Annotated in this window: 15 protein-coding genes; 10 read left to right on the top strand and 5 right to left on the bottom strand. The window is 69.3% G+C overall.

Annotation, left to right across the window (positions count from 1 at the left end; translation table 11 throughout):
* The first annotated feature begins 14 nt into the window (after nt 1-14).
* Complete coding sequence (locus tag ABCS02_RS11680) at nt 15-917, top strand: enoyl-CoA hydratase/isomerase family protein (RefSeq protein WP_345835809.1); 903 nt, start codon at nt 15-17, stop codon at nt 915-917.
* Here ABCS02_RS11680 and ABCS02_RS11675 read toward each other — a convergent pair.
* The 3 genes from ABCS02_RS11675 to ABCS02_RS11665 are packed head-to-tail and all read right to left on the bottom strand — an operon-like array spanning nt 883 to nt 3,459.
* Nucleotides 883-1,455 (bottom strand): cupin domain-containing protein, encoded by a 573-nt coding sequence (locus ABCS02_RS11675; protein ID WP_345835808.1) that lies wholly within the window; start codon nt 1,453-1,455, stop codon nt 883-885. The two genes, ABCS02_RS11680 and ABCS02_RS11675, sit on opposite strands and share 35 nt — an antisense overlap.
* A complete protein-coding gene (locus tag ABCS02_RS11670) occupies nt 1,452-2,324 on the bottom strand; it encodes an N-acyl homoserine lactonase family protein (RefSeq protein WP_345835807.1) in 873 nt (290 codons plus the stop codon). Before ABCS02_RS11670 ends, ABCS02_RS11675 begins: the two co-directional genes overlap by 4 nt.
* 25 nt (nt 2,325-2,349) lie before the next feature.
* Nucleotides 2,350-3,459, bottom strand: coding sequence for a Zn-dependent alcohol dehydrogenase (locus tag ABCS02_RS11665; protein WP_345835806.1), 1,110 nt, complete (start codon nt 3,457-3,459; stop codon nt 2,350-2,352).
* A 177-nt stretch (nt 3,460-3,636) separates the two neighbouring features.
* Here ABCS02_RS11665 and ABCS02_RS11660 point away from each other — a divergent pair, with 177 nt between their 5' ends.
* Together ABCS02_RS11660 and ABCS02_RS11655 are read left to right on the top strand one after the other, a co-directional pair.
* Complete coding sequence (locus tag ABCS02_RS11660) at nt 3,637-4,719, top strand: sugar ABC transporter substrate-binding protein (RefSeq protein WP_345835805.1); 1,083 nt, start codon at nt 3,637-3,639, stop codon at nt 4,717-4,719.
* A 78-nt stretch (nt 4,720-4,797) separates the two neighbouring features.
* Nucleotides 4,798-5,598, top strand: a complete 801-nt coding sequence (locus tag ABCS02_RS11655; protein ID WP_345835804.1) for an N-acyl homoserine lactonase family protein — start codon at nt 4,798-4,800, stop codon at nt 5,596-5,598.
* Here ABCS02_RS11655 and ABCS02_RS11650 read toward each other — a convergent pair.
* Entirely contained in the window at nt 5,583-6,449 is an 867-nt protein-coding gene (locus ABCS02_RS11650; protein WP_345835803.1) for a mycofactocin-coupled SDR family oxidoreductase, read from the bottom strand. The two genes, ABCS02_RS11655 and ABCS02_RS11650, sit on opposite strands and share 16 nt — an antisense overlap.
* Nucleotides 6,450-6,657: 208 nt before the next feature.
* On the opposite strand from ABCS02_RS11650, the gene ABCS02_RS11645 reads away from it, so the two are divergent.
* The 6 genes from ABCS02_RS11645 to ABCS02_RS11620 are packed head-to-tail and all read left to right on the top strand — an operon-like array spanning nt 6,658 to nt 11,836.
* Nucleotides 6,658-8,214, top strand: coding sequence for a sugar ABC transporter ATP-binding protein (locus tag ABCS02_RS11645; RefSeq protein WP_345835802.1), 1,557 nt, complete (start codon nt 6,658-6,660; stop codon nt 8,212-8,214).
* A gap of 39 nt (nt 8,215-8,253) precedes the next feature.
* Nucleotides 8,254-9,282, top strand: coding sequence for an ABC transporter permease (locus ABCS02_RS11640; RefSeq protein WP_345835801.1), 1,029 nt, complete (start codon nt 8,254-8,256; stop codon nt 9,280-9,282).
* A 16-nt stretch (nt 9,283-9,298) separates the two neighbouring features.
* Entirely contained in the window at nt 9,299-10,159 is an 861-nt protein-coding gene (locus ABCS02_RS11635; RefSeq protein ID WP_345835800.1) for an MBL fold metallo-hydrolase, read from the top strand.
* Between the two features lie 2 nt (nt 10,160-10,161).
* Nucleotides 10,162-11,022, top strand: coding sequence for a mycofactocin-coupled SDR family oxidoreductase (locus tag ABCS02_RS11630; protein WP_345835799.1), 861 nt, complete (start codon nt 10,162-10,164; stop codon nt 11,020-11,022).
* On the top strand, nt 11,019-11,354 hold the full coding sequence (locus ABCS02_RS11625; RefSeq protein WP_345835798.1) for an antibiotic biosynthesis monooxygenase: 336 nt from the start codon (nt 11,019-11,021) through the stop codon (nt 11,352-11,354). Before ABCS02_RS11630 ends, ABCS02_RS11625 begins: the two co-directional genes overlap by 4 nt.
* A complete protein-coding gene (locus ABCS02_RS11620) occupies nt 11,354-11,836 on the top strand; it encodes a cupin domain-containing protein (protein WP_345835797.1) in 483 nt (160 codons plus the stop codon). The genes ABCS02_RS11625 and ABCS02_RS11620 overlap by 1 nt, the downstream gene beginning before the upstream one ends.
* Here the strand turns inward: ABCS02_RS11620 and ABCS02_RS11615 are convergent.
* Nucleotides 11,808-13,271, bottom strand: coding sequence for an aldehyde dehydrogenase family protein (locus ABCS02_RS11615; protein WP_345835796.1), 1,464 nt, complete (start codon nt 13,269-13,271; stop codon nt 11,808-11,810). The genes ABCS02_RS11620 and ABCS02_RS11615 overlap by 29 nt on opposite strands.
* A 154-nt stretch (nt 13,272-13,425) precedes the next feature.
* Between ABCS02_RS11615 and ABCS02_RS11610 the strand changes: the two genes are divergently transcribed.
* Nucleotides 13,426-14,172, top strand: coding sequence for an SDR family oxidoreductase (locus ABCS02_RS11610; RefSeq protein WP_345835795.1), 747 nt, complete (start codon nt 13,426-13,428; stop codon nt 14,170-14,172).
* Nucleotides 14,173-14,280: the final 108 nt, after the last annotated feature.

Here is a 14,280-nt window from a genome sequence, read left to right as displayed (position 1 = left end):
CACGAGGAGGAGTAATGAGCGGTGCAGGTCAGGATGCGAACGGGGACCGGTTCGAGACGATCGATCTCCTCCGCGAAGGGCGAGTGATCTTCGCCACGATCGACAACCCGCCGCTCCACCTGCTGACGCGGCAGCTCCTCGCGGATCTGGATGCGCTCACGCGCGCCGTGGCGGCCGACGAGGACGCGCTCGTACTCGTGATCAAGAGTCGCGATCCCGACATCTTCCTCACGCACAACGAGTTCGCGAACCTCTACGCGATCCAGCCCGCCGAGGTGCCGCGCTCGGTCGACGAGGTCACCCTGAACGGGATGCACCTCATCTGCGAGCGCCTCCGCACGATGGACACCGTGACGATCGCCCAGGTCGAGGGCCGGGCCGCGGGGGGCGGCGCGGCGCTCGTGATGGCGTGCGACCTCGCCTTCGGATCGCTCGGCGGGGCCGTGTTCAACACGATGTCGGTGCCGCTCGGATCCGTCCCGGGGGGCGGCGCGTCCCAGTACCTGCCGCGGGCGATCGGCCGCTCACGCGCTCTCGAGCTCATCCTCGCGGGACTCGACCTCGATGCCGCGACCGCTGAGCGATGGGGATATCTCAACCGCGCGCTCGACCCGGACGAGATCGACGGCTACGTCACAGCCCTCGCGCACCGCATCGGAGCGTGCTCGCCGGAGGCCGTGCGCCACACGAAGGCGCTCGTGGGCGACGGAGACGGCGACATCGAGGCGGGCCTTCGGCAGGAGAACTTCCGCTTCCGGCAGCTCATGGCGACGGACGCCTCCCGCGGACTGATCGACGTCTTCCTCGAGATCGGCGGCGAGACCCGCGCGGGAGAGCTGCGGATGGGCGACCTGCTCGGCGAGGTCCTCGACCGGAGTCGCGTCACTCCTCCAGGCGCACGATCGTCGCGAGAATGACGGCCGGCGCGTCGAACGGATTCCGCCAGTCGTGCATGTCGCCGCGCAGGACGATGCAGTCGCCCGCCTCCAGGTAGACCTCGCCCGTCCGCAGGATGAAGTAGCACGCTCCGGAGAGGAACGTGATGACGTGGAGGCACGGGTGGCGGTGCAGCACGGGCGCCCCGTCCTCGGGGGACGAGACGTTGCCGGGGCCGAACTCCTCGAGCAGGGCGTCGAGGTCGGGGACGCCGGCGTGGTCCCCGGTCGGCGGCAGGGACAGCTTCCGCACGCTCACGCCGCCCGGCGGCGGATACTTCGCCACGTCGACGTGGCCGCTGCCCTCGGCGGCGGCCGACGCGGGGACACGGTCGATCCGCCACAGCTCCTCGGCGTAGTAGTCGCTTCCGGATCCGTCGTCCGGGCCGGTCGACGCCATGTTCGGGTACGCGTTCCGGGGGCGGTCCACCCGCGCGGCAACCGGGCCGTCGCTGACCACGAGCGACCGCCCGTGCCCGTCGGTGCCCACGACCACGAGCCGCGTACGCGCGTCGGTCATCGCGCCTCCGCGGGGAGACGGCTCGAGACCCCCGGCGCCAGACTGATCTCCGCGACCCGGTTCCCGTCGGGGAACGTGACGCTCGGATACCGGCTCCACAGGCGATCCTCGTGGGACGGCAGCACGCGCACGATGTTGTCCCCGGCCGCCGAGAGCATCTCGTCCGTCGAGCGGACGCAGCGCTCCTGACTCCCCTGCGCCCAGCCGACGGGGATGTGCGCCTCGGTTCCCTCGATGCCGCCGATGTTGTCGTAGACGTATGCGGTGTCGCCGGTGAACACCCAGTCGTCGCCGCCGTCGCTGGCCGTGACGATCACATACTGCGAGCCCGCCGTGTGGGTGTCGAACGCCGGTCGGACGCGCACACCCGGGAAGGGCTCGTCGTCTCCGTTCACGAGCCGGAGCCGTCCCTCGGCGTCGATCCGCTCCAAGTCCGTGCCCGTCTGCGGATCCAGCCCATTGTGGAGCCAGCACAGACGCTCGGGCGCGTCGACCTTGGCGTGCCAGTTCACGACCTCGCGCTCCTGGATGTAGACGGTCGCGTTCGGGAAATAGCCGAGCCCGCTGATGTGGTCCCAGTGATGGTGCGACACGATGATGGCGTCCACGTCCTCCGGAGTGAGTCCGATCCGGGGAAGAATCCGGGCGGGCGGGGCGAATCGCTCCATGCCGTAGGACTCGGACGACGCGGCGCAGAACTCGTTGTCCGAGAATCCGGCGTCCACCATGAGGACCCGGTCCTCGTCCTGGATGACGAAGTAATAGAAGGACAGCGCTCGGGTGCCGTCCGGCTTCCCGTAGAGCAGCAGTGGATCGGGATACGTGGGGAGAAACGCGTGTTCCAGCGCCCAGATGGAATAGTCGGCCATGTCGCTTTCCGCCTCCGAGGTCGTGTCAGTCGTTCATGAGGATCACGCCGCGGGCGTTCCGTCCTGATTTCAGGTCGGAAACAGCGGCGTTGACGTCGTCGAGCGCGTATCGCGCGGTGATCATCTCCTCGATCGGGAGACGGCCCTGTCGGTAGAGCTCAAGGAGGAGCGGGATGTCCTTCCGCGGGTATCCGCTCCCGTAGAGGGAGCTGCGCAGGCTCTTCTCCGTGCTCCACAGCTCGTCGGCCGGAAGCTCCACCGTCGAGCCGGCGGGGGCGATCCCCATCGTCACCACCGTCCCGTCCACCCCCACGGCATCCCACGCCTGGCGGACCACCGTGGCGACTCCCGTGCACTCGAACGCGTGGTCGGCTCCACGGCCGTCGGTGAGCTCGCGGACCGCCTCCACCGCGTCTCGGGAGGTGGGATCGATCGCGTGGGTCGCGCCCAGTCGGAGCGCGAGCTCCCGCTTCGCGCGGACCGGGTCGACCGCGATGATCGTCGTCGCTCCGATCAGCCGGCAGGCCTGGACCGCGCTCAGTCCGACGCCGCCGCAGCCGAAGACGACGGCGCTCGAGCCCGGCCGGACGGAGGAGCGGTTGAGCACCGCTCCGGCGCCGGTGAGGACGCCGCACCCCGCGATCGCGGCGACGTCGAAGGGCACATCGTCCGGAATCGGGATCACCGACCGCTCGGGGACGATCGCCCGCTCGGCCAGCGTCCCGAGGCAGGCCCATTGATGCAGTCCCGTTCCGGAGGGGTCGAAGGTCCGCAGATCCCCGTCCGGATGACGGCCGCTCATGATCGTCGGAAGGCCCCATTCGCAGAGGTTCGGGAGCCCCCGTTCGCAGGCGCGACACCGTCCGCACGCGATCACGCCCGTGAACGCCACGTGGTCGCCCGGTCGGAGGCCGGACACGGCGGAGCCGACGTCCTCGACGATCCCCGCGCCTTCGTGTCCGGGAATGATCGGCATCGCCACCGACATGTCGCCGGTCGCGATGGAGACGTCCGTGTGGCACAGTCCCGACGCCATGAAGCGGACCTTGACGTCGTGCGCCCGTACCTCGCCGAGTTCGACCTCGGTGAGGGCCAGGTCGGCGCCGGGGGTGTAGGAGACGGCTGCGCGGGTCATCGGAATCGCTCCTCGTCGTTGAGGTGACCTTCGAGAACGAGCAAGTGCAAGACAGACAAGCTCTTGACTAGTAGTGTGCCGCGGACCACACTACTGGTCAACACCCGTTGCGGACCAGACAACGGAGTTATTGGCCAGGGGTGTAGCGATGCGCTCCTCAATGGATGGGATGTTCTTATGCAGTCACTCGTCGTGAGGAGGGCCGCTGCGGCCGCGGCGATCCTCCTTCTGTTCGGGCTCGCGGGATGCGGAAGTCTGGGTTCGACAGACTCGCGCGCCGGCGCGAGTCCGGGGTCCACCGTGGCGGTCGACGTCGGCACCGACAAGCCGGTCCAGCTGCCGACCGGCAAGCTCAAGATCGGCTATTTCATGAACGCGATGTCGAACCAGTGGCAGAAAGCCATCACCACTGCCGCGACGGAGAAGGCGAAGGAATTCGGCTGGGATATCGACATCCTCGACTTCAACTACGACCAGCAGAAGATGCTGGACGCGATGCAGACGGCGGTCACCAACAAGACGTATGACGCGTGGATCGTCAATCCGATCGACGGTGTCGCGTCGTGCAAGATGCTGACCCAGACCGCGCCGGCGGCGAACATCCTCGTCACGGTGACGGGGACCACGGTGTGCGGCCGGGACCTGAACACGGGCACCGACCTGTGGGCGCCCGGCACCTACAGCTACCACGCGATGGCTCCGTCGCCCGACTACAACCGTGCGTGGTTCGCCGCGCTGGCCAAGGCGAATCCGGGCCCGCAGACGGTCGCCATCATGGTCGGCCCGGCCGAGAACGGCGCGACGATCCTGGCGCAGAAGACCGCGCAGGAGTTCGAGGCGGCCCACCCCGAATTCCACATCGCGGACTACGTCTACACGGACTACACGGCACCGACGTCGCTGAAGGAGGCGCAATCGTATCTGCAGGCCCACAAGGACACGACGTTGATGCTGTCGATCTATTCGCCGGACATCTCGCAGGGCATGGTCCAAGCGGTCAAGTCGGTCGGTCTCGACGGCAAGATCAAGCTGTCCGACGCCGGCGGATCCCAGTACACGGTGGATCAGATCAAGGCCGGCGTCATCCAGCTGACGATGCCGTTCTATCCGAAGACGCAGGGCGAGAACGCGGTCCAGGCGATCAAGGACGCGCAGGACGGCGTGACCCCCAAGCGGATCTATGACGAGATCCCGGGTGGCGTCCAGAACGCGCTCGTCGTCGACTCCAGCAACGTCGCCGACTTCACCCCGCAGTTCTAGGCGTCATCTCGTCATCGTCCTGCCCTCCGCCTCCCCCCACGGAGGCGGAGGGCAGGACGTGCGAAAGGGGAACGACGAATGAGCACCGACGTCCCGGCGTACGAGGTGTACGCCCTCAAGTACGGATCGACGACCGTTCGGAAGAGCGGGAAGTATCACCGGTTCGCGGACTACCGGGACCCGGATGCCGAGGTGGCGCTGGACTTCTACTTCTGGCTCCTGCGGAGCCCCGCGCGGACCGTGCTCGTTGACTGCGGATACGACGACGTCCGGACGGCGGCGCGCGGCTACCTGCAGGACGCGCATCCGCTGGCGCTGCTCGAGTCCGTCGGGGTCGCAGCGACCGACGTCGACCACGTCGTCCTCTCCCACCTGCACTTCGACCACATCGGGAACGTCGACCTCTTTCCCCGGGCGACGTTCAGCGTCGCACGGGCGGAGCTCGACTACTGGACGGGCCCGTTCGCCGATCGCCGGATGATCTGCGAGTCCGGCGACCGCGTCGAGATCGAGCGGGTGGTCGACCTCCAGCGCGCCGGCCGCGTGCGGCTCGTCGAAGGCACTACGGAGCTTTTCCCCGGGGTGGAGGTCACGCCGATGCGCGGGCACACCCCCGGGCAGCTCCTCACGAGGGTCACGACGCGGGACGGCGTGGTGGTCCTCGCCTCCGACGCGATCCACTTCTACGAGGAGATGCGCCTCGACCGGCCCTACTGGATCTTCCACGATCTCGAGGGCATGTACCACGGCTACGAGCTGCTCCGCCGGTGGGAGCGGGAGCCCGGGACGACGATCGTCGCGGGCCACGATCCCGCCGTCATGTCGATGTTCGCGCCGGTCAACGGCGCGTGCGTCGACCTGACTCAGGCGCTGTTGTGAGCGTTGCGGCCCGCCATGACGTCGAGAACGGTCCCGGTCACGTTGACCGCGCCGTCGGAGACGAGATAGAGGATCGCGTGGGAGATGTCGATCGGCTCCAGGTAGTCGATCGGCACCTCGTTGAGCGAGCGCAGCGCCACGATCGCGTCCTCCTTGGTGGGGTGCTCGAGGTCCGGACGCATCACCTTGTAGAACGTCTCGTTCCAGTTGAGCATCGTGTTCACCGTGAACGGGTTGACGACGTTGACGGTCACGCCCTCCCGCGCCACCTCGAGCGCGAGTGACTTGCACAGGCCGATCACGCCCCACTTGGCCGCGCAGTAGGCGGAGAGGTTCGCGAACCCGGCCCGTGCACCGCCGGACCCGGTCGCGACGATGCGGCCGTACCCGCGTTCGCGCATGCCGGGCAGCACGGCGCGGATCGAGTTCGCGACGCCCCGGAGCATGACGTCGATCTGGACGCCGAAGCTCTCGGGCGTCGTCTCGTTGAAGCTCGCCATGTGCATCATGCCCGCGTTGGCGAGAAGGATGTCGATCTTCCCGAACTCGAGCGCGCCGCGTTCGGCGGCGGCCTGCATCTGCTCGTCGCTGCGCACGTCGGCGACGATCGGCAGGCATCGGCCGCCGACCTCCTCGATGAGGCGCACCGTCTCGGCGAGGTCGTCCACCGAGGAGGGCACCTGATCCGCGGTCTCGACGGGTCCGCAGACGTCCACCGCCACGATGTCGGCGCCGCGCCGCGCGAGCTCGACGGCGTGCGACCTCCCCTGGCCTCGCGCCGCGCCCGTGATCAGGGCGCTCCGGCCCTCGAACTCGCCGGAAGATCCGGCATCTCGTCTCTGTTCGCTCATGGTCATCACGTAAATCGAACCGAGGTGTATTTGTCAAGGCCCGGGCAGTACGAGCCTTGACAAACGTCGACGTCGAGTAATACTCTCGCGGCGCAGTGGTTCAGTTCTCCGGTCGATGACGAGCGGGCAGCAGCGGCAGCGTAGCCGGGACGACGAAAGGCGAGCGATGGCGAGCGAACAGCAACCCGTGGAAACGTGCGCGATTGCGATGACGGACGTACGGAAGACGTTCGGCGCCACCCACGCGCTGAAGTCCGTCTCGATGCGGGTGCGGGCCGGCACGGTCCACGCGCTCGTGGGGGAGAACGGGGCCGGGAAATCGACCGCGCTGGGATGCCTGGCGGGTCGGATCGCACCCACCGACGGGGTCGTCGAGGTCTTCGGGGAAGAGCTGAAGTACGGGGATCCCCGCGCCTCGAGGCGCGCCGGGGTCGTCGCCATCTACCAGGAGCTCACGATCGTTCCTGCCCTCAGCGCGGAGGCGAACGTGTTCCTCGGGCAGCCCATCCATCGAGCCGGGGTCCTCGCCGAGCGGGCGATGCGCCGGCGGTACCTCGAGCTGTGCGACCGGGTCGGCGTGCCGCCCGTCCCCCCGCGGACTCCGGCCGGATCGCTGTCGGTCGCCAACCAGCAGGTCCTGGAGATCCTCCGCGCGCTCGTCAGCGATGCCCGCGTCATCCTCTTCGACGAGCCGACGGCCGCGCTCGCCGCGGGCGAACGTCAGGCGCTGTACGAGCTGATCAACAGCCTTCGACGGTCCGGGGTCACGGTGGTCTTCGTCAGCCACAACCTCGACGAGGTGCTCGAGCTCTCCGACGAGATCACGATCTTCCGCGACGGCGCGCTGCGGGTCTCCGCTCCCCGCGCCGAATTCACGAAAGCCACGCTGGTGCAGGAGATGGTCGGTCGTGAGGGCGACGACCGCATGATCCACGAGATGCTCGAAGAGGACGAGCTCGAGTCGGCCCGCGACACATCGGATGCCGTGCGCCGCGCTCGACTCGCTCGGACGGCCGGGCGCCCGCCCCTGCTCCAGGCGGCCGAGATCACCGTGCCCGGTGCCGTGGACGGCCTCGAGGTCGAGGTGCGCGCGGGCGAGACGGTGGGGATCGGCGGACTCGTCGGCTCGGGCCGATCGACGCTGCTGCGGGCGCTGGCCGGCGTCGAGCCCACGAGCCGCGGTCGATTGTTCATCGACGGCCGGGAGGTCCCGTGGCCGCGGAGCGTGCGGCAGGCGCTCTCGTACGGGATCGCGCTCATTCCGGAGGATCGGAAGGCGCTGGGACTCATTCCGGCCATGTCGGCCATGGACAACATCGCGCTGAGCAACTTCCGCCGCGCTGCCTGGTGGGGCTTCCTCTCCGAGAAGTCCGTCGAGCGCGCGACCGCCGAGACGGCGAAGGAGTTCGGGCTGCAGGCCGATCGCCTGCACCATGCCGCGCGACAGCTGTCGGGCGGGAATCAGCAGAAGCTCCTCCTGGCGCGGTGGAAGCACCGCACGCCGCGGGTGCTCCTCGCCGATGAGCCGACGCGCGGCATCGACGTGGGCGCGAAGGCCGAGATCCTCCATTCGCTGGAGGAGATGGCCGACGAGGGGCTGGGCCTCGTGATGGTCTCCTCGGAGCTGGAGGAGGTGGCGCTGGTGGCCGACCGCGTCTTCGTCCTCGCCGAAGGGCTTCCGGCCGGCATCCTCGACCGCTCCGAACAGACCATCACGACGTCCGACATCCTGCACCTGGCCTTCCGCTCTCGGGTCGCAGCCTGAGTCACCCACACCCCGAATCGACGTGGAGCACCTCACATCATGAGTAACAAGACCGAACTCGGCGGGCCCGCGGACACCGTCGCCCCCCTCACCGTCCCGCCCTTGCCCGCGCTGCCCGAGGAGCGGCGCTCGCAGAACCTGTTCGTCCGCTACGGCCTGAGATTCGGGATGATCTGGGTCCTGGTCGTCTTCGCGGTCGTCGCCAGCATCCTCTACACGGGGTTCCTGTCGCCGGAGAACGTCAACAACATGGTCGCGCAGGTGGCTCCCGTCGGGATCATCGCGCTCGGCATGACGTTCGTCATCATCGGCGGAGGTTTCGACCTGTCGGTCGCGGCGATCTTCGCCGCGGCATCCGTGGCCTACGCCAGCCTCTCGAACGTCATGGACCTCGTCCCCGCGTTCATCCTCACGGTGATCCTCGGCGTCGCGTGCGGGGTGCTGAACGGCATCGTCATCACCGTCATCAAGGTCAACCCCTTCATCGCGACCCTCTCCACGGCGTCCCTGTTCTCCGGGGCCACCTACGTGTACTCGCAGAATCTGCCGGTCATCTCCAACAACCCCTCGTTCGGGGGTCTCGGCGGCGACAAATGGGGCGGGATCTGGATCAGCGTGTGGGTGCTCGTCGGCCTCGGGCTGATCGCCGGCGCCGTCTTGTCCCGCACCACGTACGGTCGTTCGGTCTACTCGGTGGGCGGCAACTCGGAGGCCGCGCGGCTCACGGGGATGCGCGTGAAACTGGTCACGATCAGCACGTACATGCTCACGGGAGGCTGCGCGGCCGTCGCCGGGATGATCACGGCCTCGCAGATCGGCGTCGGACAGCCGACACTGGGAGCGAACATCACGCTCGACAGCATCGCGATCGTCATCATCGGCGGCACCTCGCTGCTCGGCGGTGAGGGCGCGATCTGGCGAACCGCGGTCGGACTCGGGATCTGGGCGATGATCAACAACCTGTTCTCCTCGCTCGCGATCAGCACGGGAGCCCGCCTGCTGATGGTCGGCGCCATCGTGCTCGTCGCGGTCGCGCTGGACTCCCTCTCGCGACGGACCAGGGTCTGAGAAAGGAAACGATCACGTGGCCGATTACTCCATCTGGGCGCTCGAGTTCGCGGTGCTGCCGAGCTACCCGGACTCCGCGCTCGTCTACGGCAAGGCCGACGGCGCTCGGGTGCTGCCGTTCTACTACTTCGTCGTCCAGAGCGAGGATCGACTGATCCTCATCGACTCCGGCTTCTCGGACAACGCGTTCTGCACGGACGCCTGCGCGTCCTACGGCGTCGAGAAGTTCATCCCCCCGGCCGAGGCGATGTCGCGCATCGGACTCGATCCCCACGACGTGGACACGATCATCATCAGCCACCATCACTGGGACCACGTGAGCGGGGTGCCCTACTTCCCTCGCGCGGAGGTGTGGATCCAGCGCCGCGACATCGAGAACTGGACGGAGAAGTGGCACGTGTCCGACCGTCTCGGCTGGCTCAAGGGCGGGCTCGATCCGGACACCGGCGACGACCTCGCGCGCGTCGACGCCGAGGGGCGCCTCCGTCCCGTGGACGGGCACGCGCCCGTGGCGCCCGACATCGACGTCCGGCCGGCGTACGACACGCACACGGCCGGCTCGCAGTACGTCGTCCTGCAGGCGAGCGACGGGCCCTGGATCTTCCCGGGGGACGTCGCCTACGTGTACGAGAACATCGGCGGGACCGACGGCAGTCAGCCGATGATCCCCATCGGGCTCGGGCAGGGCAACCAGGAGTGCTGCGTCCGTCTGACCGACGAGATGCTCACCGCGGCGGGCGACGACGTCGGCCGCGTGCTGTGCTCGCACGAGGTCCGCATCTGGGACCGATTCCCCTCGATCGTCGCCGACGACGGGCTCCACATCGCCGAGATCGCCCTGGCTCCGGGGGTCCCGAGCCGCATCGGAAGCAGGTAGAGATGTCCATGCTCGAAGGGAAGGTCGCCTTCATCACGGGTGGCGCGCGCGGCCAGGGACGGGCGCACGCGATCACGTGCGCCCGGGAAGGTGCCGCCGTCGCGATCTTCGACGTACCGGACCCGCTCGACAGCGTCCCGTACGGCATCGGCACGGCGGCGGAGCTCGAGGAGACGGTCCGGCTCGTGGAGGAGGAGGGCGGGCGGATCCTCGCGTTCCGCGGCGACGTCCGATCCCAGGCCGACCTCGACTCCGCCGTGGCCGCGACCGTCGACGCGTTCGGCCGGATCGACATCCTCATCGCCAACGCCGGCATCTGGTACACCGAGAACTTCTGGGAGCTCAGCGAGAGCCAGTGGCAGGAGACGATCGACACCAACCTCGGCGGTGTGTGGCGGTCCGCGAAGGCCGTCGCCCCGACGATGATGGCGCAGCAGTCGGGATCGATGGTGCTCGTGGCGTCGATCAACGGACACGAGAGCGGGCCGACCTACGCGCACTACGCCGCGTCCAAGCACGGAGTGGTGGGCCTCATGAAGTCCCTCGCGGTCGAGCTGGCGCCGCACGGGGTCCGGTGCAACGCGCTCTGTCCGGGCCCGACCCGCACGCCGATGACCGACCATCAGGCGGCCTGGGATCTGTTCGCGGGACACCCGGGCGGCACCGAGGCGGACATGCTGGACGCCGGATACAACTTCCTCGCGCTCAAGGGCGTCAACTGGCTCCGGCCGCAGGCGCAGGCGGATGCCGCGTTGTTCCTGAACTCCGATCTCGCGGCGTCCGTCACCGGCATCAGCCTGCCGGTCGACGCGGGCCACCTCGTCCTGCCGGGCAACAACCCGGCGCCGGTGCGCGGCTCATGATCGTCCTGACGTGCACGTGCGTCCCCCACCCCGGGCGGTTCGAGGAGGCGCGGGATGCCGCGCTCGACGTCACCGCGGCATCCCGCGCCCATGCGGGGCTCATCGGCTACTTCTGGAACCTCGACGACGCGGCACGCGAGCTGCGCCTCGTGGAGGTGCACGAGGACGAGGCGAGCGTGCAGAACCACATCGCCCTCACGGACCTGAGTCGCCTGGCCGCGGCCGGCAGCTTCCGGGACATCCAGGTCTTCGGCGACCCGCCATCCGCGGAGCTCCGGGCGACGCTGGAGGGCTTCGGCGACGTGCGCATCTACCCGGCGGTGGGATCGTGATGTCCGAGACGCGGCTCGGACGCATCGTCCTGGTCGGCACCGATCGCCGGGGTCGCTCGGCCGTCCTGGCCGACGGCGTCTCCGGGGTCTCGATCACGCGGCCGTCGGGCGCTGTCGTGCACGAGATCTGGCGTCAGCAGAGCCTTCCGGTCGTGGCAGCGTCCGTCGCGTCGGATCTCGAAGATGCCGGAGAGATGGCGCCGCTGCCGCCGCGCGAGGGCGTGAGCGTGCGCCTCTTCACGCTTCCGCCCGAGGTCGCACCGTCCGTCCCGGTGCTGAACCGGAGCGCCGCGATGCACGTCGCAACGGTCGTGTCCGGCCGGGCGCTTCTCGTGCTCGAGGCGTCGGAGGTCCTGCTCGAGGCGGGGGACAGCTTCGTGATCCCCGGTTCGCTGCACGCCTGGCGGAACCCGTTCGACGAGACCGCCGTGATGGTCTCGACCGTCCTCGCGCTCAGCTCCCCGCCGGCCACTGGACGGTGACGGGCTCCAGGAACTCGCGGACCCCGGCGTCGCCGTTCTCGCGACCGATGCCGCTCTGCTTCCATCCGCCGAGCGGCGCGTCCCCGCGCACCGGCCCGCCGCCGTTGATCGTGACGTGGCCGGCGTTCAGCCGGGCGGCCAGCGCCAGGGCCTCGTCGCGGTCCCCGAACACGCTCGCGTGCAGGCCGAAGACGGAGTCGTTCGCCACCGCCACGGCCTCGTCGACCGTGTCGTACGTCTGGACGGTGGCGACCGGGCCGAACACCTCTTCCTGATTGATGCGGGCGCTGTTCGGCAGGCCGCCGAGGAGGGTGGGCGCGACCCACCAGCCGGGTCGGTCCGTCGGGATCGCGGCCTGCGCCAGGACCCGAGCGCCGTCTGCCAGGGCGCCGTCGATGTATCCGATCACGCGCTGGCGGTGCTCCGCGCTGATGACCGGGCCGACCATGGTCTCGGGATCCTTTGGGTCTCCGACTGTGACGTCGGCGAAGACGGCGCTGCTGGCCTCGAGGAACTCGTCGTACTGCGACCGGTGCACCAGGATGCGGGTGGGCGCGGCGCACCCCTGGCCCGTGTTGCGCATGTAGCGGAGGTGGACGTTCGCGGCGCAGGCTGCGACGTCGGCCGACGGCAGCAGGATGTTGGCGGACTTGCCGCCGAGTTCGAGCACGACGCCGCGAACCCCGTCCGCGGCCGCCTTCATCACGGCGGTTCCGCCCGGGACCGAGCCGGTGAACGACACTCGCGCGACTTCGGGTGCGGCGAGGAGCAGTTGCGCGACGTCGATCCCGCCGGCGAGGACGCTCACCGCGCGCTGCGGGAATCCCGCCTCGAGCGCATAGTCCGCGAAGTCCAGGATGCTCAGCGGCGCCTGGGGCGAGGGCAGGAGGACGGTGGGGCAGCCGGCGGCGAGCGCTGCGCCCGCCTTCGCGGCGGCGAACATCAGCGGCACGTTGTAGGCGGTGATCCCGGCGACGACGCCCGCGCCGCGGTAGATCACCTTCGCCTCGCTGGGCGGGGGCCCCGGATGCACGCCCAGGTGCTCGGTCCGATCGAGGAGCGCGGCCTCGGCGAAGCCGCGGAGGAGCTCGACGGGGATCGCGATCTGGTTGACCCGCGAGGTGGTCACCGCGGATCCGACCTCCGCGACCACCGTCTCGAGGATGTGGTCCGCGCGATCCTCGATCAGGTCGGCGAGGGCGTAGAGCGCGCGGGAGCGTTCCTCCGGGGAGCCGAGCTCCCCGGAGACGAACGCCTCGTGCGCGGAGCGGACCGCTCGGCCGACCTGTTCGGCGGTGGCGGTGGGCACGCGGGCGATGATCTGCTCGGTGGCGGGGTCGAAGACGTCGATCGGGGGGCCGCCACCGAGCTCCTCACGGCCGTCGATCTGCAGGCCCACCCGGTGTCCACCAACGGTCCGCGATGCGTGCGTCACGCCTCACCCCTTCCGCTTGCCTGAGGCGAGTATTCGTTGAACTCTGCATATTGTCAAGTCCTTGCCAGTTCGGCTCTTGATCATCTGGGAGGGCGACGCTACCGTAGGGGAGGCGCCGACCGGCAAGGGAGCCGGCGGCGGGAGCGGAGGAGCGATGCTCAGGCTCGACGGCAAGGTCGCCTTCGTCACCGGCGCGGGCGGCGGAATCGGCTCGGCGATCTGCCGGCGGTTCCTCGAGGAGGGTGCGCGCGTGGCCGCGGTCGACCTGAACGTCGAGGCCATGGAACAGGCGCTGCGCGACGCCGAGCCGGGTCAGGCGCTCCCGATCGCCGCGGACGCGGGCGACAGCGAGCAGGTCCGGGACGCCATCGCCCGGGCGGCCTGGGAGTTCGGCCTCGTCAACGTCCTGTGCAACGTGGCGGGCGGATCCAGCGCAGCCGACGGGCCCGTGACGGAGGCTCCCGAGGAGGAGTTCTGGCGGGTGATCCGCCTCGATCTGTTCGGTCCGTTCGTGTCCTGCCGGCACGGCATTCCGCGGCTGATCGAGGCCGGCGGCGGTTCGGTCATCAACATGACCTCGATGACGGCGCTCGTCGGCACGACCGGTCGCGACTGCTACACGGCGGCGAAGGGCGGTGTGGCGGCCATCACGCGGTCGATGGCGGTCGAGTTCGCCGGCCAGAAGGTCCGGGTGAACGCCATCGCTCCCGGCATGACTCTCACGCCCCGTGTCGCCGCGCGGCGCGACCAGCCGGAGATCCAGGAGATCCTCGCCCGCCATCTCCTCGGTGCGGCGGATCCGATCGACATCGCGGAGATGGCCGTCTACCTGGCCTCCGACGAGTCGCGGGTCGTCACCGGCCAGGTGATGCGCGTCGACAGCGGCGTGACGATCCACTGAGCCGGCCCGGCCGCCCACGTCACGTTCTTGCGCACGGATACGCGGTCGTCGACGATCGAGTCGTCTGGGCGGTGGCAACTGTTCGTGTGCTCGAGTTGCACCGTGTTC

It is taken from the genome of Microbacterium sp. X-17 (assembly GCF_039615055.1).
The sequence above is the reverse complement of the archived record's forward strand: the minus strand, read 5'-3'. Positions and strand labels throughout refer to the sequence as shown.